We start from the raw sequence: 20,995 nt of genomic DNA, 5'->3' as shown, positions 1-20,995 counted from the left end.
TCCTTTCCAAGGAGGGGAATATGCTTGCCCAACAATTCATTCACATCTTCTATGGCCCGCCGCATCTAATGCGCCGAGCCGTCCACACTGAAAGCGAACACCGTCCGGGACCGGTACTCCGTGCCGGGCCGCAATACGGTGGAAGGGAACTCCGGCTCGTTCGGAGAGTCCGGGAAGTGCTGCGTCTCGAGGCAGAAGCCGAATCGCTTCGTGTAAACATGTCCCGATTTCCCGGTGATCGATCCGTCCAGATTATTCCCGCTATAGAACTGAACACCGGGCTCCGTCGTCGAGACATCCAGCACCCGGCCTGTCACTGGTTCCAGAACATGCGCGGCGTGAACCAGGCCGTCGCCGGAGCGATTCACAACGTAGTTGTGGTCGTAGCCTTTTCCATTTCGCAGCTGTTCGTCATCCATGTTGATCCTGGCGCCGATCGGAGTGGGCTGCCGGAAGTCGAACGGCGTTCCATCGACGGGCTGAAGAACTCCCGTCGGGATCGCGCCGGCATCCGTCGGCGTGAACCGATCGGCATCGATCGTCACTACGTGGTCGAGAACGTCGCGTGTGCCGCCCGTCAGGTTGAAATAGGTATGCTGCGTGAGATTGACCGGCGTCGCTTTATCGGAGGTTGCGAAGTAATCGACGATCAGCTCGTTCCGCCCGGTCAGCGTGTATGTGACGCGAACGGTGAGCTTGCCGGGGTAGCCTTCTTCGCCGTCGGCGCTGGTATATCGAAAAATCACGCCGCTGCCATCGGAAGTTTTGAACTCTTCCGGTTGCCAGACAACTTTATCGAACCCCTTCATTCCGCCGTGCAGATGATTCGAGCCATCGTTTGTAGCGAGCTTATAAACCTGGCCGTCGAGCGTGAACATGCCTTTGGCGATGCGGTTGCCGTAGCGGCCGATGATCGCGCCCATGTACGGAGAGTTGTTCTTCACGTAGGCATCGATCGTGTCGTATCCGAGGACGACGTCGTCGACATGACCGCTGCGGTCCGGTACGCGGATCGAGGTGATGATCCCGCCGTAAGGGATGGCGCGCACTTCCATGCCGGTGGAATTATTAAGACGGATCATATCGCCAGGTTGCGAGCAGCCGGAGATTAGCCACAAAAGGCACAAAAAACACAAAAACGTTTTCACTGGTCTGCCGGCACAATTTCGATGTAGTCGAACGCTGCGGTCTCGCGGCCGTCGGGAATTCCGTCAATACGGACTTCGTCGCCCGGATGCAGCATCAATCCGCGGATGATGTGCCGCGACGACGACGTGCTGTCCGGTTTGCGCGCGGGCAAACGGTCCGCCGCCGCCCATTCATCCACCAGCTGATTTCCAACCCGAACTTGAAAATGCGAAACGGCGTCCGGCAGGTCGAAGTACTGAACAATGAGGTCGCGCCAGCCGGTTTCGCCGCCATACTTCGTCGTCGCGGAACATTTTGCGCCGCCGCATTCGACGGCGGTGCCGCCGGAAGCCGTCTCCCAAGGCGTGACGGGCTTCGCGGCGTAACCGCTCAAGCTCATCGACTCGGCTTCGATTCTTCCTGGATGGTTTCCGACACGTCCCTTCTTATCCCCAATTCCGGATTCCTTGAAGAACCAGTCATTGACGGCATCGCGCCAGACGACAGCCTGGCCGGCCTGATATTGAAGCTGCGCCAGCACTTCCTGGAATCGCTGCTCGTCCACGCGCCCCTTCAGGGACTTCCACTCATGCTCGGACTTCGCTACGGCATCCGCGCCGTCGTAGTGCGAATCATAGATGTACTGAATCACCGTCTTCCCGGAATGCAGGCGATACGTATACGGCACGTGATGCATGAAGAGAACGAGATCGTCCGGGCAGCTTTCCATCGACTCGTACAGCTTCATGACGCTCGGAGAAAATTGGCCGAGGAAGCCGGTGCCGGTCGCGACCGTTCGATCGAAGCCGACGCCCATCGCGTCAGCCTTATGCCATTGGCCCCAGCCGTTGCGCTCGGAGGCTTCGACGGCGACGCCGTAATGGTTCCCGACGATATCGGTCAGCGTCTGCAAACCCAGCGGTCCGGTGTAGTTTTCATAGGTCCGCCAGGAGCTCAGCTGAATGTCCGCGACCGTCTTGTCCACAACCGGATCGTTGCCGAACGTCAGACGCGTCCACTCGTCGGCGATCTCTTTCGCTGAAATATCCGGACTCCACGCCAGCCGGCCGAATCCATACAGATTCGCCTGCGACATATGATTGCCGTACCAGCTGTCTTCCATCCCGGCATTCGAGACACCCACAAATGCCGTCACCAGAGCCTTCACGGGTGTGCGGCCGTCACGGATGTGTAAATCGAAATCGAGCGTCTCTTTCCACATCGTGGGCAGGAACACGAGATGACGCGCCTGTCCGAAGTATTCCTGGGTGATTTGCAATTCGATCGCTTCGCGAGTGTGATCGAGACCCCCGAAGAGGGGCGACGCCGGCTCCCGCACCTGAAAGTCGATCGGACCGTTCTTGATTTGAACGATGACGTTGTCGTCGAATTTGTCGTCAAGCTCGTGAAAGTTGTCGTAGGCGGCGCGTGCGCGATCGTTCTTCGGATTCTGCCAGTCCATATGGTGGTCATAGACGAATCCGCGGTAAAAGATCACGCCGCCGTGGGGTTTCAAGGCACGCGCAACGACATTCGCTGCATCGGCGTGCGTGCGCCCGTAAGTGGATGGCCCGACCCGGCCTTCCGAGTCGGCCTTCAGCACAATGCCGCCGAAGTCGGGAATGGCCTTGTAGATTTCATCGGCCTTGAATTTCCACCACGCGGCGACAGCCGGATCGAGTGGATCGAATGTCTCGAGACCCCCGACGGATTTCGGGCTGCCGAAGTCGACGGCAAGCGCGACCTTCACACCCCAGGGCCTCAATGCATCCGCGATGCGAGCCACTTGAGGAATAAGCTCGGAAGTCAGAAATCGCGTATCGGCGTTGACATTATTAATAGAGCAGCCGTTGATGCCGAGCGACGCGAGCATCCGGCCATAGTCATTCACGCGCGAAAGATCGGCGCGGGCATGTCCGCCTTCCCAGAAGATGGAAGGTCCGCCGTAGCCGCGCTCGATCGTTCCATTGATGTTGTCCCACTGATTCACCCAGCGAAGAGACGCAGCAGGGGACTGTTTTTCGTCAAGTTCGGCGATCGGTTGGCCCAACGCGATCTTGCGGAGAAAAGCGAAAGCGCCGTACAGGACACCGGCGTCGCTTCCGCCTGCGATAATGATGCGGCGGGTTCCGTTGAGGGTGGTGGATTTCAACCAGTAGCCGTCCGGGGGAAGCGTTGCCGTTATGCCGAGCCGTCCGCGGATTTCATCGATTTTGCCCAGCACCAGCGCTGGCTCGGTGGAGAGATTGGTTTCAACGCGCAGCGTGCGGCCGAGCATGCGGCTGATGCCGCGAATGAGTTCCTGTTGGGCGCTCTGTTCAGGTGCGCCAGTGTCCAGCGAAACGATGGCTGGTGGAACGGCGCCTCGATATTGTGCGGCGGCCGCTCCATCAATAGCCGCATATCGCAGCCACATGTCGTAGCCCGTCTCGGCGTGGAGAGGAATGGAACAGACGAAGCAGAAAAGCAATAGCCGCAGATGACGCGGATGACGCAGACGGGGGCGCATAAGGCTCTTTTTTTGTGCCCCCATCTGCGTCATCCGCGTCATCTGCGGCCAGCGGTTCCTCACGTGTTCACTCCCGAGGCGAGATAGCCGCCGTCCACGGCGATCGACTCGCCGGTGATGAAACTGGCGGCATCCGAGCTCAGAAGGACGGCGGCCCCGACCAGTTCTTCGGCGTTTCCGAACCGGCCCATCGGCGTCCGCGCGAGCATCTCGTTTCCGCGCGGCGTGCCTTCGATGAGTTTCCTGTTCAGTTCGGTCGGGAAGACTCCCGGGACGATGGCGTTCACGCAGATCCCGTCTTTAGCCCATTCGCAGGCCAGATTCTTCGTCAAGGACATCACGGCGCTCTTGGAAGCACAGTATGCGGCGACCTCGTGGAATGCAAGAAAAGAACCCAGAGAGCCGATATTGACGATGCGTCCGCGTCCGCCGGCTTTCAACGGCTCATAGAAAGACTGGCATGCCCGGAGAACGCCCATCACGTTGGTATCCATCAAGGCCGACCATTTCTCTTCGGAGACTTCATTTGTCGGTTGTTTCATCGAATAACCGGCAGCGTTCACGAGCACGTCCACGCGTCCGAACTGTTTCAGCACCGCATCGCGGAGCGCGTCGATCGAAGAGCGGGAATTTACATCCGCAGGCTTTACCAGCGTTTTTCCTCCGCCGGCCTCGATGGCCTTGCAAACCTCTTCGAGGCGGTCCGCGCGCCTGCCGGAAGGCACGACCGTGGCGCCGTACTCGGCCAATCCGAGAGCGAGCGTCCGTCCGATGCCGGACGTCGCCCCGATGACGACAGCGACGCGGTTTGAAATGTCGAGTGTTTTCGGCATATCCGCTCAGTATGGTATCGAAACAGGCCGCGTGTCGTTCGGATCCGCCCAGCGATCGTTTGGAACCAGCGGCGTCCAGTGCGGCCGGCCGGGATCCTGATCGTATGGGTAGTTGCCCAGGCGTTTATAGAGCTCGCTGTATTTCTGAAGCTTTTCGCGATCCAGTTTCACGCCGAGGCCGGGTTTGTCCGGCACCCGAATCGCGCCGCCTTCGTACTTCATCGGGCCGCCTTCGATGATGTCGTCGGTCAACTGGTGATAGTGCGCATCCGCCGCAAACGACAATCCGGGAAGGATTGCGCCGAGGTGAAGCATCGTCGCCAGTTGAATGCCAAGCTCGCCCGAAGAATGCACGGCGATGCCGAGCTGAAACGTTTCGCAAATAGCCGCAGCTTTCATGCAGGCGCGGATGCCGCCCCAGAATGTGGTATCGAGCAGAATCACATCGACGGCGGTGTCCAACACGTTCGTGGCAAGCTGTTCGAAGTTGACGACGACCGTGTTCGTCGCCAGAGGAACGCGGATCATTTGCCGCGTGCGCCGCATGCCGTTGAGGCCGAAGACGGGATCCTCGAGATAGTCGTTCTTCAGGCTTTCGATCGCCTGGCCGAACCGGATCGCCTGTTCGGTAGACCAGACGGCGTTCGGATCGAATCGCAGCGAGTCTTCAGGGAAGGCGGCCGCGAGCGCCCGGTAGGCTTCCAATTCGTAATCGGGATGAAAGACGCCGCCTTTGAGTTTGTGAGTCGTGAAACCGAACCGCTGTTTCAGCTGGCGGCTGTGCGCGACCAGTTGTTCGATGGTGCGGACTTCGCCTTTGCCGGTCTTTGGATCGGGATAGCGGAAGAACAGATACGAGGCGAACCGGACACGATCGCGCAAACGTCCGCCGAGGATTTCCGAGACCGGAGCCTTCCAAGCCTGCCCGAGGATATCGAGGCATGCGAACTCGATCGCCGCGAGCGCTTGAGTGCGGTTGTTGTAGAGCGAGGCTGTGGGGTTTGCGATCAGAAAACGAATTTCTTCGAGCCGGGCCGGATCGTGGCCAACCAGATAGCTCTTCATTGCGCGGAAGACGGCTTCGGCGGATTCTCCGCCACCACCCATTTCGCCGAGTCCGATCAGGCCGTTGTCGGTTTCAACCTCGACGATGGTGCGGACGAAGCGTCCCCAGTGCACGCCGTTGGCGTGGCGCAGCGGAGCTTCGAGGGGAACGGTTACGGTTGTCGCGCGAATGTCGGTGATTTTCACGAAGGGTAATACTATGCGGCCCGCATCTGATCGAGCAACTACAGCCGCGTGCAGCCACCCCTCCTGCATCAGGAGGGGAGCTGCCTCACGAAAGGATGAGTCAAGCATATTATTGCCCTATGCCAGGAGGGGAGTTGCCTGCGCCAAGTACATTGACGCCTTCCGGAGGAGGGGAGTTGCAAGGTTAATTATCCTCCCGTCGGAGATAGGTGATCGCCAGGTAGACGACCGTGTCCCATGCATTGTGAATTCCGATGTACACGAGGAGCAGTGCCGTCGCGGCAATCGCAAACAGGGAGGAAAGCGTGAAACGCGAAAGCAAGGCCCCGGCCACCAACAGCGCGGCGTAGGCCAGCATCGGCAGTGCGACATGCCACAGCCAATCTTCGAACACTGGCTTGTAGCCCGTCTGGCGGCGCGCGCGCCAGGCGACGACGACGGCATACACCACGCCGATGAAGCCGCACGCGATAAGCGGGAGACGGGCTGTCCGGAACGAATGCCATGGCGCGCTCAGCGCGGCGGACAGAAACAGGGCCGCGCAGAAATGCACCACATTCGGGCTGCCGAAGGCCGCAATCTCATGGCCGCTGGACCGCGTTCGCACCTGCGCCACAAGCGCAATCACGACGAATTGCAGGCCCGTCAGGCTGGCCGCCGCCGTACCCACGATTCCGTAAAAGGTTTTCCACTCCGCAAGGGTCGCCACGGCGCTTTCCATAAGCGCGGATTATACGTGTGCCTGCGTTCCGAATAGAAAGACGAATCAGGGAAGCCGCGTGACTTCAATGCCGTGGCCTGCCGGCAGCAGGATGGATTCAACTCCGGGCCTGCTGCGGACATGCGCGCGATATGCGGCGGCGATGGCCTGATTATCTGGGGGAAAGATCATATTGTCGGCGATGATCAGCGCGCCGGGCGCCGCTTTCTGAGCGACCCGGTCGAAGCAGGGAATATAGACGTCCTTCCACAGGTCGATCAAAGCGAAGTCGAGGGTTTCGCTCATCTTCTGGATAAGCTCCAGCGCATCGCCGCAGCGGAATTCGACGTAATCCAGGAGTCCGGCGCGTTCGAGCATCTTGCGCGCATAGGCCTGCTTGTCGGCCCGGAGATCCAGCGTGATGACTTTCCCCTTCGTGGCGCGCGCCGCATCGGCGAGCCAGATCGTGGAGTAGCCGTAGGACGTCCCTACCTCGAGAATCGTCCGGGCTTTCGCTTCGCGCGCGAGAACATTCAACAGCGTGCCGACCGCCTCGCCGACTTCCAGCAGGAACTCATCGCGCCGGCTCAGCCATTCCTGACGCGATACCTGTCCTCGAAGCTTGTCTTCCGCCGTGATCCGGGCTTGATATCCGGCCAGCACGTCCCTGATCGCATCGTCCATTTGCATGACGCGCAATAGTATACGCGTAAATTTCGTGGGACTTCACGCCGCAGGCTGGGAGCACAGAAAAAGAGATGCTCAAAATCACCTCCAGGCAGCGGCATAACGATCGGCGGCTCAAGGCAGCAAGGTGTCGGCCGGAATGGCGCAGTCGGATAATAGCGCAGGCCTCAGTTGCTCGCCTCGGCGGAATTGCAGAGTCGTGCGATATGTTGCGCCTTCCGGATTGCGATAAACAATGATGCAGTCGTTCTGAAGATCGGAAATCCAATACTCCGGAACTCCGGTCTCGGCGTAAAGCTGCATCTTCGTGGTGCGGTCATACTGCAGTGATGAATCGGCCACCTCGATAATCAGGAAGATATCGGCCGGACCGGCATGCCTGGCCGTATAAAAATCGTCCCTCGGCCGCAGCAGGTAAAGATCAGGCTGCGGTTCGTCGTATTCATCGAGTCGAATGGACCCCTGCACGCCGACAATGGCAAGGTCACCCACAATACGAACGAGGGAGCGAGTTGCACGATGAATTGTGCCATTGTGGAGCGGATTGATGGGACTCATTTGAACGATCTCGCCCCGAATGAGTTCGACACGATCCTCTTCATGAAGAATGCCGGCATCCACCATCTTGTGGTAGTCGTGAACGGTAAACAGCTTTTTTGCGATTTCAGTACCCATATAATCACCTCCAGAATACCGCAAGTGGGTTGCCGTCTTAAGTAATTGAAATCCCGATTGCCAGCGCGCTACAAGATCCGGTTTTCGGCGATAACGCGACTGCAAAGTCGTGCTTTTATCAACCTAAACCCGCCGGCCGAACTTATGTCCCGGCAATCGCGATTATGAGCCGAGGCGTGCGAAGCGCAACGATCTGCGCCAGATCTCGAAGTGGAGCCGCAGGAATACTCTGAGTTCGCCGGAAGCTGTTCGACACCGGCCACGCGGCAGGTTTTTCACCGGGTGTTTCGCTCTGCCGGCCGCTTTGGGAAACTTCGAGGGGAGATGACCTGTCGAATATCAAGATTCCTGTCGAGAATTCTCGCGGCCGACAGTGTTTTGAAAATGACGATCATCAAATGGCGAATGATGATTGTGATTTTGAAAATGATAATCATCGAATGGCAAATGACGATCGTGGCCGCGAAAAACCCGCTTCCGGGGGAAATTCGAGCCCTCTTTCCGGAAGTCGAGCGCTCTTGTTGCAAATTCGAGCTCTCTTTCGATCTTTTCTCAAATCCGGCCCGACTTCCCGAGAGTTATCAGTTCTCCGTGGGCTTCTGAGCCGAATCCACGACGAGAACTTCGACCGGCCCTTTCGACGATTCCAGCTTCAAACCGAGTTCCTGGATGGCGGTGAACAGCGAAGGTACGGGATCGGCTGCTGAGGCCGTGCCCGGGGTCTGGCCCGCAGCCGCGGGAGGCGGCGCGCCCGGCGGCAGAGCGCCGGGTGGCAATCCGGGCACGGATAGACCTTCGGCGCTGAACTGCAGAGTGAAATCGAAGAGGCCGGTCAGGCCCGTCTTGTCGACCAGTTGACGTCCGACCTGTTGCTGCAACATCCCGATTAAATTCGCGATCGGCACGGCGGCGGCGCGTAAGGTCGAACCGGTCCCGTTAAACATCATCGCCATGGCTCCCCGGGGCATCGCGAAGTTGGGATCCAGGATTCCGCCGCGCTGTCCCGGGGGCGGGAGTGGCGGAGGCGGAGGCGGAGCTCCCGCCGCTTGTGCGTTCGGCGGCGCAGGACTGCAGGGTTGGGGCGGTCCGCCGCGTCCGGCGTTCGGCGGCGTCTGGTCCGCGGAGGCTTTGATCTTCGGCCCGTCTTTACCGGCGACGAGGTTATAGATCGGCAGCTCACGCGTTTCCAGATGGGCCTTCACCTGGAAACGGTCCGCGAGCAGTGACTGGATCATCTGCTGAACCTGCTCCCGGGACAATGTCCCACCACTGCAATCCGCCGTGGCCGTAATGTCATAGCGGTCCGAATCCATCCAGCCTGGCCCGCCGACGATCTGAAGCTGACTGATGGGTGTGCCCGTCGCGGTCTTCTGATACGCCTGCTGCAGCAACATCCTCAGCGTCGCGCCGGCCATGTTAAACCGGTCTCCCGGCAGGGGTGGTCTGGGACAGAATCGGAATCACGGCGAACGCGAAGGCAGCGAGGATCAACACAACTTTCCCGGTTTTCATCATCGGATACACTCCCCCGTTCCTATAGACACCGGATCGGACCGGTTTGTTCTCAGATTAATTGGACATTAATATACTGTCGGAAAACTGGAGGGATATGACTAAAGCCACTCTTCTCGGCGCAGCAATTTGCCTGGCGATTCAAGGTTCTATGGCCGCGGCTCAGACCATTCATTCGGCCCCACGTCCGCCGGCGCAGACCGGAGCTCCGGCAGGCGAAAGCGCGACTCCGGACGGATACGCTCCGATTCCGGCCTGGTTCGGTCAGACGCGCGCGCCGCGTCCGCTGAAAACTGCGGAATACACGGTCGAGACAGTGGCGGAAGGCCTGAACGGCGCGTTCTCATTCAATTTTCTTCCGGACGGCCGGATGATCGCCGCCGAGCGTTCGGGACACATTCGCCTTGTCGGCAAAGACGGAAAAGTGTCGGAGGTTCTGGGACTGCCTTCGAATCTTTGGGCGCAGGGGCAGGGGCTCTTCGAAGTACGGCCGGATCGCGCCTTCGCAACGAACCGGACGCTCTACCTGACGTACACGGTTCTGCCGGATGACGCGAACCGCCAGGCCTTGCCGCGAAGTCCCGGTGTTGTGGTCGTCTCGCGAGCCAGACTCTCTGCGGACGATACGCGCATCGAAGACCTCAAAATCCTGCTCAATGGCGAGGGCACGCTTGGACGAGTGATTCAAGCGCCGGACGGAACGCTGCTGGTGACGTCGTCCATTCCGGCGGGTCTCGGGATCAATTCCGTCGATTGGCCGCAGCCGCAGCAGCTCGACAGCAACATGGGCAAGATCCTGCGGATCAATACCGATGGAACGATTCCCAAAGACAATCCGTTCGCCGGCCGGCCCGGCGCGCACCCCGAAATCTACGCTCTCGGGTTCAGAGACGTGCAGGGAATCACCATCCATCCCCGCACCGGCAAGCTATGGACCAGCGAGCACGGCCCGCGGGGCGGCGACGAGATCAATGCCGTCGAGAAAGGGAAGAATTACGGCTTTCCCGTTATCGGCTACGGCCACGAGTACAACGGCAAGCCCATCAACGGCGACAAAACATTTCAGGAAGGAATGGAACAGCCGGTTTATTTCTGGACACCCGATATCGCGCCGGCCGGAATCGCCTTCTATACCGGAAAACTGTTCCCGGCGTGGCAAGGCGACCTCTTTGTTTGCGAGCTGGTCGGGCGGACGCTGGTACGCCTGGTCCTGAATGGAGAACGGGTCATCGGCGAGGAACGACTGCTGACGAATCTCAACGCCAGAATCCGCGGCGTGAATGAAGGACCCGACGGCGCCTTGTACGTCATGACCGACGGCCCCGGCGGCAAGATTCTGAGACTCGTCCCGAAACGATGACGGCACCATCGCGTAGGCGCATACCCGGTGTGAATGCACTGAGGGTTTTCGAGATGGACATTCCCCGCCTTTCCAAGGCGGGGTGGCTGCGCCATTAATAAAATGGTCCCGTTCCTTAGCGGCGCAGACGGGGCGGTTAGTAACTTCAAACAACATTCGGAGACTCCCAGCGTTAATTCATTCCCATCTTGATTGAGTTACAATATCGCTCCGAACCCCTCCAAAGGAGACTGCCATGAAGTCCGCCTGGTATTTGTCCGCCGTTCTTTTCGCCGCAGCGGCTCTTTCCGCCAGCGTGCTGGCTCAGGGAACCGATTACAGCAAAATCGAATTCACGGCAAAAAAGGTCTCGTCGAACCTTTACATGATCGCGGGGTCGCCGAATGTCGATGTGAATCATCCGGACGCGGCGGGCGGGCTGGTCGGTGTACTGGCTGGGCCGGACGGCATCTTCATGGTCGACGCGCAATATGCCCAGGTTTCGCAGAAGCTTCTGGCGGCGATCCGGAAGATCAGCACGGAGCCGATCCGCTTCATGGCAAACACGCATATCCATCCGGATCACACCGCGGGAAATCCATTTTTCGAAAAGCTGGGTGTCGTTATCTTCGCGCGTGAGGAACTGCGCGAACAGATGGCTCGGCCGCCGCGCGGCGGCAACGGCAATGCGGGCGCTGCGCGGGATACCTCGGGATATCCCATCGTGACTTACGGAATGGGCGCTCCCGTGAAGCTGCATATGAACGGCGAGGTGATCGACCTGATTCCGGTCCGGGCGGCGCATACAGGCGGCGATACGATGGTCCGGTTCGAAAACACGAACGTCATCATGATCGGCGATTTCTACCGCAACTTCGGCTATCCCTTCATCGATCGCGCCAACGGCGGCACCCTGAACGGCATGTTGGAAGGATGCGAGCAGCTGATGAAGACCGCAGGCCCCGATACGGTGCTGATTCCGGGACACGGCACGTGGATCAAGCGGAATGACCTGGTTCCATACGCGGACATGATCAAGAGCGTGCGGGATAAAGTGAAGGCGCTGATCGCGCAGGGAAAGACGGAAAAGGAAGTCGTCGCCGCGAAGGTGACCGCGCCGTGGGATGCCACGACGGCGGGCGGGCTCGGCGCGGCGGGAGCGGACGTGACGAGCGCGGATCGATTTGTGAGCGAGGTGTATCAGGAGCTGAAGAGCAATTAACAAACTATTGGAAATTCGAAATTGGAGGTTCGAGATTCGAAATCGGGAAATCCAATCTCCAATTTCGACCTTCCAATCTCGAATTTCCAATAAGGGTCCTTGGAATTTGGTGTCTGTCCCGGAATTGCCCGGTATACACTTCCGCACCAGAAATGGACTTTTAGTTAAGGAGCAGGTTATGAATTCGAAAGTGACTTTACTTGCGGCGGCGGGGTGTCTCGGCGCGATGGTCGTGCTCGGACAGGCTCCGGCCTCGCAGACCGGGCCTGGCGTGCAGGCTCCGCAGGATGCCAAGTACGCGGCTTTCATCGCCAAGAATTGTAAAGTTCCGCCAACTCAGGCGCGCGGCGGTGGGGCCGGTCGGGGCTCGGGCAGCGCGGCAGGACGGGGCGGCGGAGCGGGTCGCGGAAGCGGTGGAGGACGTGGCAGTGCGGCGGACACGGGTCCTGAGGAATACACAGTGACGGCGATTCCGGGGATTATCGCTGCCGGGCAGAAATGGAAGTCGGTCTGGACGGGCACGGGCAACGATGCCGACGGCATTATGGCGACGAAAGACGGCGGAATTCTGGCGGCACAGAACACCAACAGCCAGGTGATGAAGATCGACAAAGACGGGAAAGTGACGTTCCCCTACACCCACACCCCGACGGCCGGCTCCATCGCCATGAATAAGAAGGGAAGTCTGTTTGTTCTTGAAAGAGCCCTGCCGCAGGCGATCGAGCAACTCGAACCCAAACGCCACATCTTCGCAAACATGATCAATGGAGAACCGTTGGATTGCGCCGGCGGCCTCGTGAACGATATGGTGGCGGCAAGCAACGGCGGCGTCTATTTCACGATGGGCGGCGTTTTCTATGCGAACCCGGCCGGCGTTATCACCAAACAGGGAACTGTTGCGGGAACCAATGGCATCGTTCTCAGCCCCAACGAGAAAACACTTTACGTCACCGGGCGAATTACGCCTGCGCCAGCGGGCGGCGGTGGCGGCAGCATGATTGCCTTTGACATCAAGCCCGACGGCTCCCTCACCAACGAGCGCCAGTACGCGATGGCAGGCGGCGATGGCAGCGCGGTCGACTCACAAGGGCGCCTTTATGCCACCGGCGGCCCGGGTCTCCCGGGCGGGAAACCCGCCCTCTCCGTTATCGGAACCGATGGCAAGATCATCGGACAGATTCCGATTCCGCGCCCCTTCATCACCGTTGTATTCAGCGGCAAAGACAAGAAGACGCTGTATGGCGTGTTCAACAACCAGCGGCAGGATGAGATCTTCTCGATCCAGATGATCGCGCAGGGTTATAAAGGCCGGTCGAAATAGATGTAGCCGCAGATGACGCGGATGACGCAGATGGTCATCATCTGCGTCATCCGCGTCATCTGCGGCTACTACAAGACGACTTTGTTCCGTGGCCGTAAAATCTGATCGGCGATCACGCCGATCAGAATCACGGCGCCCATTACTGCAAAATCCAGCGAGCCTGGAATATCGAGCAGGTTGACCAGATTCCTCAACACCTGCAGCAAAGCCGTTCCGATCACAACCCCCACGATCGAACCCTCGCCGCCTCGCAGACTGCAGCCACCGAGGACGGCCGCCGCAATCGCGTACAGTTCGTAAAAGTTGCCGTGCGACGATGGCGAAATCGAGTTGGTGTAAAACGCGATCAGGATCGCGGCGATTCCCGTCAGGCCTCCCGCAATAACATAGGCAATGGTGATCACGTTATCGGCGTGGATTCCCGAATATCGCGAGGCTTCGGCATTGCGGCCGACCGCGAACAGATGCCGGCCATAAACCGAGGAATGCAGCACGACGCCCATAAACACCGCAACGACCACAAGCAGCACAAACGGCATCGGTACACCCGCGACGGTTCCGGTTGCGGCGCGGCGCAGCCACTCGAAACCCTGGCTGCCGAATCCTTTCGTCGTGTCCTCCGCGATATATCTCGCCATGCCGCGATAGAGCAGCAATCCGCAAAGCGTCACGATGAAGGGCTGAAGCCGGAGCCGTGTAATCAGAATTCCGTGAGCGAGGCCCATCAGCATGCCAAGGACGATGACCGCAGCGGCGGCCGCAGCGGCCGGCCAATGCCACTCCGTCAACATCATCGATAACAGGATACCGAGGAGAGCAAAGGCCGAGCCGACCGACAGGTCGATGCCGCCCGTAATAATGACGATGCCGCCTCCGATGCTGAATATTCCGAACATCCCGATCAGCCGGCTCATATTCTGGAGATTCGCGGCGCTGAGGAATTGCGGATTCCGGACAGCCGTCACAACACAGAGGATGACGAGCAGCGCGAGGATGCCGAGGTCCTTTCGCGTCACGCGACCGCCAATCGCATGATGGCCTCTTCGCTCAACTGCGCACGATCAAGTACACCGGTGATCTGACCTTCGCGCATCACGGCCACCCGATCGCTGTTTCCGAGGATCTCTTCCATGTCGCTGCTGATCATGATGATGGCGGCGCCACGTCCGGCCAGCTCCCGCATCAGCTGATAAATTTCCGCCTTGGCGCCGACGTCGACTCCGCGGGTCGGCTCGTCGAACAGCAAAAGCTTCGGATCCAGCGAAAGCCACTTCGCCAGCACGACCTTCTGCTGGTTCCCGCCGCTGAGCGAAGCCGCGGCAGTCTCAAGCGAAGGCGTCTTGATCCGCAGCGCCTCGCAGGCTTTTTTCGCGCCGCGGTTCTCGGCGGCTCGGCGAATCAGTCCGCCGGACGAATAGCGCCGCATGGCGGGCAGCGTGATGTTTTCTCTCACTGTCATCGACGTGATCAGGCCCAGGCTTCGACGGTCCTCCGGAACCAGATAGATGCCCGCGCCAATAGCGTCGCGCACCGAATCGATCTTCAAAGGCGCGCCTTCACGGAAGAGAGTGCCTGAAACCGGACGGTCCACTCCGAATATGGCTCGCGCCAGCTCCGAGCGGCCGGCTCCGACCAGGCCCGTAATTCCAAGGATTTCTCCGGCGTAAGCGATCAGGGATATCTCAGCCTCGGGGTATGCAGATGTTCGGAACTGTCGGATTTCGAATCCGCCAGGCTGCGGCGTGGATGCCGCCGCATGCGAAGACGGCGTCAAATCGCGGCCGACCATCAGCCGGATCATGCGGTCATGCGTGATCTCGCCGGCGCGAAGCTCTCCCGCGTTCTTCCCGTCACGCAGAACAATCACCCGGTCGGCGATCCTCCGAATTTCCGACAGGCGGTGCGATATATAAATGATGCAGACGCCGCTCGCCTTCAGCTCACCGGTGATCCTCATCAAATTTTCGGCCTCCGCCGCGGTCAGGCTGGATGTGGGTTCGTCCATCAGCAGGATTTTCGCGTTCAGCGAGAGAGCGCGTGCGATCTCGACCAGTTGTTTATGCGCCAGCGGAAGCTCCGATATACGGGCGCGAGGCGAGATCGGAGCATTGAGCTGCTGAAGGATCTTTCCGGCTTCGAGCCACATCCGGTTCTTGTCAATGAAGGGCGCAGCCCTCCACGTGAATTCGCGGCCAAGGAAGATATTACCGGCAACGTCGAGCGTTTCCACCAGCTCGAGTTCCTGGTGAATGACGGCAATACCAAGCCGAGCGGCATCGCGCGGCGAACGGATCTCGACGGGCGCTCCATCGATGCGGATGCTGCCGGAATCGGGCTGATGGATTCCGGCAAGGATCTTCATCAAGGTGGATTTGCCGGCTCCGTTCTCGCCGACCAATGCAACGACTTCTCCGGGAGCGGCTTCGAATTGGATCGATTGCAGCGCCTTGACGCCGGGAAAAGATTTCGAGACCTCCAGGATTTCCAGAATCGGGGTCACGTCAAACTCCGCCGGCCTCCGAGCTGTGGAACGAATGCGTGGATCAGCAAAAGAGCTCCGAGATAAGCCGTTCCTGCAAGAAAGAAGATCGGCCGGTACGCGCCGTTCGAAAAATCCAGCCAGTAGCCGACCAGCGGCGAGACCAGTAACCCGCTCACCGCTCCGGCAAGGCCGCCAAGCCCGATAACGGATGCGACGGCCTGCTTTGGAAAGGCGTCCGAAACGATGGTGAAAAGATTAGCCGCCCAGCCTTGATGGGCTGCAGCCGCCAGTCCGATCAGAGCGACAGCGGGCCACAGCGTCTGTACCCAGAGCAACAGCATCACCGGCGTCGCCGCTGCAGCGCAGATCAGCATCGCCGTCTTGCGCGCGGAATTGGGAGGCCAGCCCCGCGATGCGAATCCTTTAGACAGCCAGCCGCCCGCGATCGAGCCGGCATCGGCCGCGAGATAGATCGTGATCAATGGAGGCCCGACAGAGGTCAGGTCGACGCCATACGCTTTGTTCAGGAAGCCCGGAATCCAGAACAGATAAAACCACCACACCGGATCGGTAACGAACTTCCCGATGATGAACGCCCAGGACGCCCGGTCCGCAAGGAGTTCTCTCGTCGGCGCCAACACGGTGTGTGAGCGACCCCCTGCCGCCCCTGCGGGGCGGCTGTCCCCCTGTATCAGGGGGACAGGCCGCAGAACTCTATGGGCAACGACCCACGCGACGATCCATGCAAATCCCATCGCGCCGGTCACCAGGAATGTGGCCTGCCATCCCATTCGCAGCGTCACCGCCGGAACAATGAGCGCGGCCGCAATGACTCCGATATTGGTGCCGCCGTTGAAGATTCCGGTTGCGAATGAGCGTTCTTCCTGCGGAAAAGCTTCGGCAATCGTCCGGACGGCCGCCGGGAAGTTGCCGGCCTCGCCGATGCCGAGACTGAATCGCGCAACGGTGAACTGAACCGCCGATCGCGCAAACGCGTGCGACACGGACGCCAGGCTCCACACGACGACCGCCGCCGCGTAACCGATACGTGTGCCGATGCGATCAATCAACCTCCCGGCAATCGGCATCATCACGGCATAAGCCAGCTGAAATGCGACGACGATCCAGGAGTAATCCGACTCGCGCCAGCCGAACTGCGCCTGAAGCGTGGGCTTGAGGATACTCAGGACCTGCCGGTCGACGTAATTGATTGTGGTCGCAAAAAACAGCAGGCCGCACAATCCCCAGCGAAAATAGCTGGAGCGTTCCGCCGGCGTCGAGGCTTCAGCTTCAGCGCGCATGCGTTGTGGTCCAGTGTTCAAAGTTACCGCGGAATAACCGGTTCACGTCGCGTTGGATGTCGGAACGGCTGACGGAGCGCCCGTCCTCTTCGAGCCGTTTGTATGCTGCTGCAAGAATCGGCGCGATCGTCCGCCGCGTGTTGCGCCACTTGTAGATCAGTTGTTCGAGGACTCGGGCGTCCGAGTGCTGCGGAATGAAGCTGGTGCCGAGCATCTCCAGCCGTTCGCGGGTGATCTCCTCGACAATGGAAGAATTGTTCAAAAACCACCAGCAGCCGAAGGGAAGCAGGTTACGGAACTTCCGCGCATAGACGCAGAGTTCGTGCTGATTTTCCCGGCTGAGCATACTGACCAGAAAGCGGTTATCGGGAAATTCGGAGCAGAGCGCTTCGAGCGAGCGCATATCCGCGCGCCCAGCAGCGTCTCCCGCCGAGCGAAGCGCAGGATTCACTCCGCGGCGCACGCCGATCATGAGCGCAAGTGGAATGTCGAGCTGCCGGCAGGCCGGCAACACGGCTTCGCGAAGCAGCTTCGTCCGCAGATCGGCGGAGGGAAATGTGAAAGAATCCGGCAGGGAAACCGCCATGTACTTGGGCATCATTCGCGCCGCGCTTTGTTCGAGGAATTGCCGTGGATCGGAGTCTGTCGTGGCGCCGTCGTTCAAGATGCGATCGAGCCGCAAAGCGGGCATGAAGCCTTGGCCGCCACTGGCTCCCGCTTTCCACAGGGCCGCTTCTTCATTGTCCAGAGGGTCGTTCGTCATCACGACCTCGCTGACGCCCGCGAGTTGGAAAACGTTCCGGACATGTTCGGCGAAATCCTGCTTGCAGAAGAAAGCACGAACAGAATCCAGCGTTGAAGCGCCGGCATTCAGGCCAAACGCCTGCAGCACCGCGATCACGCCGCGCGTCGCTTCGGAGAGTGGAGTGTTTTCGACAAACAGGGTTTTCCAGACCAGGTCCGCGCGCTGCTGTTTGTGGAGCGCCCAATAAGCTTCGGGGCGGATGGAGGAGAATCGGAACAGTTCCGCTTCGAGGTAGTGATACGTCAGGAGTTCATCGATACCCCAGAGCGAGAGCGAGCCAAAGCCCGGATGAAACAGATGGGTGTGGATATCGATGAATAAGGTGCCGGCGAGCGTCTCCTCGACAGCGAGATCCATTCCGCGCGCGTCCATCTGAAAACGCACTATAACACGTTGAAGATTCACTTCTTGCCGGCCGACCGCTGTTCACCGGTGGGTGGCTGCGGTTTGCCGAAAGGCATGCACGCGGGCCGTATGTTCCTGGTTAGATTAGGGCCAGGAGGATTTATGGACGCCGATCGATGGGAGCGGAAGCGGCAGCGCTGGGAGCGCCGCTGGGAGCAACGCATGCAGCGGCGGCACAACCGCTGGAATCACCCCAGCCGGCACCTCTTTTCCGGATTTGTTTTTCTGACGATCGGGCTCGTGTTTCTGCTTGGGAATATGGGTTTCGTCAATGTGGATGCGATCTGGCGTTTCTGGCCGGTCCTCCTCATCGTGTGGGGCAGCGTCAAACTGGCTGGTTCGTATGATGATATTCGAGGCGGATCGGGTGTTTTCTGGATCGTCGTCGGAACCCTCTTCCTGGCCGGTAACTTCCACGTTCTGCGGATTGCCATGCGGGACGCCTGGCCGGTCGTGCTCATCGGGATCGGCTGCCTGATGTTGTGGCGCTCCGTCGTGACGAGGCAGGAGCGGGAGAGTGACGCGGCGCCGCGCGATGAAAGCGGGAAGCGGATTGACGAAGTCCCGCCAACCTCTTCGAATTCCGTTTTGACGGCGACGGCGATTCTGGGCGCCACGGTACGGCGCAACAACTCGCAGGATTTCCGGGGCGGCGATGCGACCGCAATCCTGGGCGGCTGCGACATCGATCTCCGTACGGCGAACATCACTCCGCGTCATGAACCGGTGCTCGAAGTGTTTGCGATGTGGGGCGGAATTGTGATCAAGGTGCCTCCGGACTGGACGGTTGTCAGCAGAGTCGATCCCATTCTCGGTGGATTCGAGGACAAGACGATACCGCCGAAGGACGAGTCCAAGCGGTTCGTCGTGAGCGGAACGGCGGTCATGGGTGGAGTCGAGGTGAGAAACTAGCGTGCATCCGATACTCAGGAGCCGCAGCCGCACGCTGATCTACATTGCCGTGTGGATTCCGGTGGCGGCCCTGCTTACCGGCGTCGTCAGCCGCGGCGGTGCGGTCGGCCTTGGAGAGGGCGCCGCGATCCTCGTGCCGATGTGTTTCATCTACGCGTTCATCTGCCAGGCCTCCTGGTATCTGTGCTCCGCAGTTCCTCTCCGCCAGACCGATGTCGCGCGCCTGCTTGCCACGCACGCGACCGCCGCCACGGCCTCTTCCGCGATCTGGGTCGGCATGGGATGGTTGTGGGTCTATATCCTCGGTTCCACCGGCTACATGGACGGCATCGTGCAGCGGTTCGCCGGCCAGTTGCCGATCCTGTTTTTCTCCGGCCTGCTCCTTTTCAGCCTGGCCGTTGTCCTCAATTACCTCTTGATTACATTCGAAGCTTCGCAGCTTGTCGAAAAGCAGGCGCTCGAACTGCAGGTTCTGAATCGCGAAGCGGAGCTGAGGACGCTCCGGGCGCAGATCGATCCCCACTTCCTGTTCAACAGCCTTAACTCGATCAGCGCCCTGGTGACCACGGACCCCAAGGCCGCGCGGCGGATGTGCATTCTGCTTGCCGATTTCTTCCGCGGTTGCCTGAAGCTGGGGTCGGAGCCGCGTATTTCACTTTCGGAAGAGATTCGCCTCGCCGAATGTTATCTCGATATCGAACGCGTGCGGCTGGGCGCCCGGCTCCAGGTCGAGCGCGAGATCGATCAACAGTCGGGATTCTGCATGGTGCCTCCGCTGATCATGCAACCGCTGATCGAAAACGCGATCACGCACGGAATCGGGCCGATGGTCGAAGGCGGTACGGTGCGCGTTCAGGCGGAGAGGAACGGTGCAGGCGTGAAAATCGTTGTCGAGAATCCGTACGACCCGGAGCTCGGGGCAAAGACGGGCTCCGGCGTCGGCCTGAAGAATGTCCGCATGCGCCTGGCGAATCTTTACAGCGACAATGCACGGCTGGACATCGATCGGGAAGGCACCCGATTCAGAGTCCAGCTACAATTGCCGTGTCAGAGCGGAACATGAAAATGCGAATTGTGATCGTTGACGATGAAGAGCTGGCGCGCCGGCTGTTGCGCGAGTACCTCTCGGCATACGACGACGTTGAAGTGGTTGCCGAATGCGCCAATGGATTTGAAGCAGTGAAGGCGGTCACGGATCTCAAGCCGGATCTCATGCTGCTGGATATCCAGATGCCGCGTCTCGACGGATTTGAAGTCCTCGAGCTGGTGGGACGTGAGGTCGGCGTGATCTTTGTCACCGCATACGACCAGTACGCGCTGCGGGCCTTCGAAGTCCATGCCGTCGACTATCTCTTGAAGCCGTTCGCCGAAGACCGTTTGCGCGCCGCTCTCGATCGGGCGAGAAGCCGGGTAGCAGCGAAAGCCCTTGTCGCTCCCGCGCAGCTCAGCGTCATGGCGCGTCCTGCCGGGTCGCATCTGGAACGCGTCGCGATCCGGGATGGAGCCAACGTGCACGTCATTCCCGTTTCGAAGATCGATTACATCGAAGCGCAGGACGACTATGTGTGTTTCCGGGCCGAAGGGAAGCGGTATCTGAAGCAGCAGACGCTTGCGGAAATCGAAACCGCACTGGACCCGGAACAGTTCGTTCGAATCCACCGGTCGTACATCTTGAATATCGACCGGCTGGCGAAGCTCGAGCTGTATGCGAAGGACAGCCACGCCGCCATTCTCCGGGACGGGACGAGGCTGGCCGTCAGCCGGTCAGGATATGCGCGGCTGAATGCGGTTTTGAAGTAGAAGAAACCATCCCGCAAAATGAGTTGCAGCGGATGAGCTTAAAAGAGCGCGCTTCGGCGACAATACAAGAATAGGGAGAGGGGGCGCACACCTGAATTCCCGAATTCAATTCG

The 20,995-nt window shown here is 59.7% G+C and carries 18 protein-coding genes; 6 read left to right on the top strand and 12 right to left on the bottom strand.

Annotated elements, in window-relative coordinates:
• Positions 1 to 65 precede the first annotated feature (65 nt).
• The 8 genes from VGK48_08655 to VGK48_08620 form a co-directional block, all read right to left on the bottom strand.
• The gene (locus VGK48_08655; GenBank protein ID HEY2381240.1) at positions 66 to 1,082 is read right to left on the bottom strand and encodes an aldose epimerase family protein; all 1,017 of its coding nucleotides are present in this window, start codon (positions 1,080 to 1,082) and stop codon (positions 66 to 68) included.
• A 62-nt stretch (positions 1,083 to 1,144) separates the two neighbouring features.
• Complete coding sequence (locus VGK48_08650; protein HEY2381239.1) at positions 1,145 to 3,700, bottom strand: alpha-glucuronidase family glycosyl hydrolase; 2,556 nt, start codon at positions 3,698 to 3,700, stop codon at positions 1,145 to 1,147.
• Positions 3,697 to 4,470: a glucose 1-dehydrogenase gene (locus VGK48_08645; GenBank protein ID HEY2381238.1), complete on the bottom strand. Its 774-nt coding sequence runs from the start codon at positions 4,468 to 4,470 to the stop codon at positions 3,697 to 3,699. Before VGK48_08645 ends, VGK48_08650 begins: the two co-directional genes overlap by 4 nt.
• A gap of 6 nt (positions 4,471 to 4,476) precedes the next feature.
• Positions 4,477 to 5,721 carry an enolase C-terminal domain-like protein gene (locus VGK48_08640; GenBank protein HEY2381237.1) on the bottom strand — a complete coding sequence of 415 codons (1,245 nt, stop codon included), beginning with the start codon at positions 5,719 to 5,721 and terminating at the stop codon, positions 4,477 to 4,479.
• Positions 5,722 to 5,905: 184 nt separating this feature from the next.
• Positions 5,906 to 6,442, bottom strand: a complete 537-nt coding sequence (locus VGK48_08635) for a hypothetical protein (protein HEY2381236.1) — start codon at positions 6,440 to 6,442, stop codon at positions 5,906 to 5,908.
• Positions 6,443 to 6,487: 45 nt separating this feature from the next.
• Entirely contained in the window at positions 6,488 to 7,105 is a 618-nt protein-coding gene (locus VGK48_08630) for a class I SAM-dependent methyltransferase (GenBank protein HEY2381235.1), read from the bottom strand.
• A 117-nt stretch (positions 7,106 to 7,222) separates the two neighbouring features.
• On the bottom strand, positions 7,223 to 7,783 hold the full coding sequence (locus tag VGK48_08625; GenBank protein HEY2381234.1) for a Uma2 family endonuclease: 561 nt from the start codon (positions 7,781 to 7,783) through the stop codon (positions 7,223 to 7,225).
• A gap of 581 nt (positions 7,784 to 8,364) precedes the next feature.
• Positions 8,365 to 9,219: a TIGR03435 family protein gene (locus VGK48_08620; protein ID HEY2381233.1), complete on the bottom strand. Its 855-nt coding sequence runs from the start codon at positions 9,217 to 9,219 to the stop codon at positions 8,365 to 8,367.
• Positions 9,220 to 9,392: 173 nt separating this feature from the next.
• Between VGK48_08620 and VGK48_08615 the strand changes: the two genes are divergently transcribed.
• The 3 genes from VGK48_08615 to VGK48_08605 all read left to right on the top strand — a co-directional run bounded on the left by VGK48_08615 (position 9,393) and on the right by VGK48_08605 (position 13,177).
• On the top strand, positions 9,393 to 10,655 hold the full coding sequence (locus VGK48_08615; protein ID HEY2381232.1) for a PQQ-dependent sugar dehydrogenase: 1,263 nt from the start codon (positions 9,393 to 9,395) through the stop codon (positions 10,653 to 10,655).
• Between the two features lie 235 nt (positions 10,656 to 10,890).
• Entirely contained in the window at positions 10,891 to 11,856 is a 966-nt protein-coding gene (locus tag VGK48_08610) for an MBL fold metallo-hydrolase (protein HEY2381231.1), read from the top strand.
• A gap of 178 nt (positions 11,857 to 12,034) precedes the next feature.
• Positions 12,035 to 13,177 (top strand): SMP-30/gluconolactonase/LRE family protein, encoded by a 1,143-nt coding sequence (locus tag VGK48_08605; GenBank protein HEY2381230.1) that lies wholly within the window; start codon positions 12,035 to 12,037, stop codon positions 13,175 to 13,177.
• Positions 13,178 to 13,245: 68 nt separating this feature from the next.
• Here the strand turns inward: VGK48_08605 and VGK48_08600 are convergent, their stop codons facing one another.
• From VGK48_08600 to VGK48_08585, 4 genes are read right to left on the bottom strand one after another with little or no spacing between them, the layout of a single operon-like run.
• Positions 13,246 to 14,193: an ABC transporter permease gene (locus VGK48_08600; GenBank protein ID HEY2381229.1), complete on the bottom strand. Its 948-nt coding sequence runs from the start codon at positions 14,191 to 14,193 to the stop codon at positions 13,246 to 13,248.
• The gene (locus tag VGK48_08595; protein HEY2381228.1) at positions 14,190 to 15,677 is read right to left on the bottom strand and encodes a sugar ABC transporter ATP-binding protein; all 1,488 of its coding nucleotides are present in this window, start codon (positions 15,675 to 15,677) and stop codon (positions 14,190 to 14,192) included. Before VGK48_08595 ends, VGK48_08600 begins: the two co-directional genes overlap by 4 nt.
• A complete protein-coding gene (locus VGK48_08590; protein HEY2381227.1) occupies positions 15,674 to 16,960 on the bottom strand; it encodes an MFS transporter in 1,287 nt (428 codons plus the stop codon). The genes VGK48_08595 and VGK48_08590 overlap by 4 nt, the downstream gene beginning before the upstream one ends.
• Positions 16,950 to 18,137, bottom strand: a complete 1,188-nt coding sequence (locus VGK48_08585; protein HEY2381226.1) for a glucuronate isomerase — start codon at positions 18,135 to 18,137, stop codon at positions 16,950 to 16,952. Before VGK48_08585 ends, VGK48_08590 begins: the two co-directional genes overlap by 11 nt.
• Positions 18,138 to 18,272: 135 nt before the next feature.
• Between VGK48_08585 and VGK48_08580 the strand changes: the two genes are divergently transcribed.
• Genes VGK48_08580 through VGK48_08570 form a run of 3 tightly spaced genes read left to right on the top strand, consistent with a single transcriptional unit; the run spans position 18,273 to position 20,882 of the window.
• Entirely contained in the window at positions 18,273 to 19,082 is an 810-nt protein-coding gene (locus VGK48_08580) for a DUF5668 domain-containing protein (protein ID HEY2381225.1), read from the top strand.
• A 1-nt stretch (position 19,083) separates the two neighbouring features.
• Complete coding sequence (locus tag VGK48_08575) at positions 19,084 to 20,145, top strand: histidine kinase (GenBank protein HEY2381224.1); 1,062 nt, start codon at positions 19,084 to 19,086, stop codon at positions 20,143 to 20,145.
• A gap of 2 nt (positions 20,146 to 20,147) precedes the next feature.
• Positions 20,148 to 20,882, top strand: a complete 735-nt coding sequence (locus VGK48_08570; GenBank protein ID HEY2381223.1) for a LytTR family DNA-binding domain-containing protein — start codon at positions 20,148 to 20,150, stop codon at positions 20,880 to 20,882.
• The last annotated feature ends 113 nt before the right edge of the window (positions 20,883 to 20,995 follow it).

Source organism: Terriglobia bacterium, from assembly GCA_036496425.1.
Lineage (GTDB): Bacteria > Acidobacteriota > Terriglobia > 20CM-2-55-15 > 20CM-2-55-15 > 20CM-2-55-15.
Note: the sequence above shows the minus strand (reverse complement) of the source record. Positions and strands in the feature narration are given on the sequence as shown.

Coding starts and splice junctions, on each gene's coding strand:
- VGK48_08605 (HEY2381230.1), top strand. CDS start 12,035: ATGAATTCGAAAGTGACTTTACTTGCGGCGGCGGGGTGTCTCGGCGCG.
- VGK48_08585 (HEY2381226.1), bottom strand. CDS start 18,137: ATGGACGCGCGCGGAATGGATCTCGCTGTCGAGGAGACGCTCGCCGGC.
- VGK48_08630 (HEY2381235.1), bottom strand. CDS start 7,105: ATGGACGATGCGATCAGGGACGTGCTGGCCGGATATCAAGCCCGGATC.
- VGK48_08625 (HEY2381234.1), bottom strand. CDS start 7,783: ATGGGTACTGAAATCGCAAAAAAGCTGTTTACCGTTCACGACTACCAC.
- VGK48_08610 (HEY2381231.1), top strand. CDS start 10,891: ATGAAGTCCGCCTGGTATTTGTCCGCCGTTCTTTTCGCCGCAGCGGCT.
- VGK48_08580 (HEY2381225.1), top strand. CDS start 18,273: ATGGACGCCGATCGATGGGAGCGGAAGCGGCAGCGCTGGGAGCGCCGC.
- VGK48_08570 (HEY2381223.1), top strand. CDS start 20,148: ATGCGAATTGTGATCGTTGACGATGAAGAGCTGGCGCGCCGGCTGTTG.
- VGK48_08655 (HEY2381240.1), bottom strand. CDS start 1,082: ATGATCCGTCTTAATAATTCCACCGGCATGGAAGTGCGCGCCATCCCT.
- VGK48_08635 (HEY2381236.1), bottom strand. CDS start 6,442: ATGGAAAGCGCCGTGGCGACCCTTGCGGAGTGGAAAACCTTTTACGGA.
- VGK48_08615 (HEY2381232.1), top strand. CDS start 9,393: ATGACTAAAGCCACTCTTCTCGGCGCAGCAATTTGCCTGGCGATTCAA.
- VGK48_08590 (HEY2381227.1), bottom strand. CDS start 16,960: ATGCGCGCTGAAGCTGAAGCCTCGACGCCGGCGGAACGCTCCAGCTAT.
- VGK48_08645 (HEY2381238.1), bottom strand. CDS start 4,470: ATGCCGAAAACACTCGACATTTCAAACCGCGTCGCTGTCGTCATCGGG.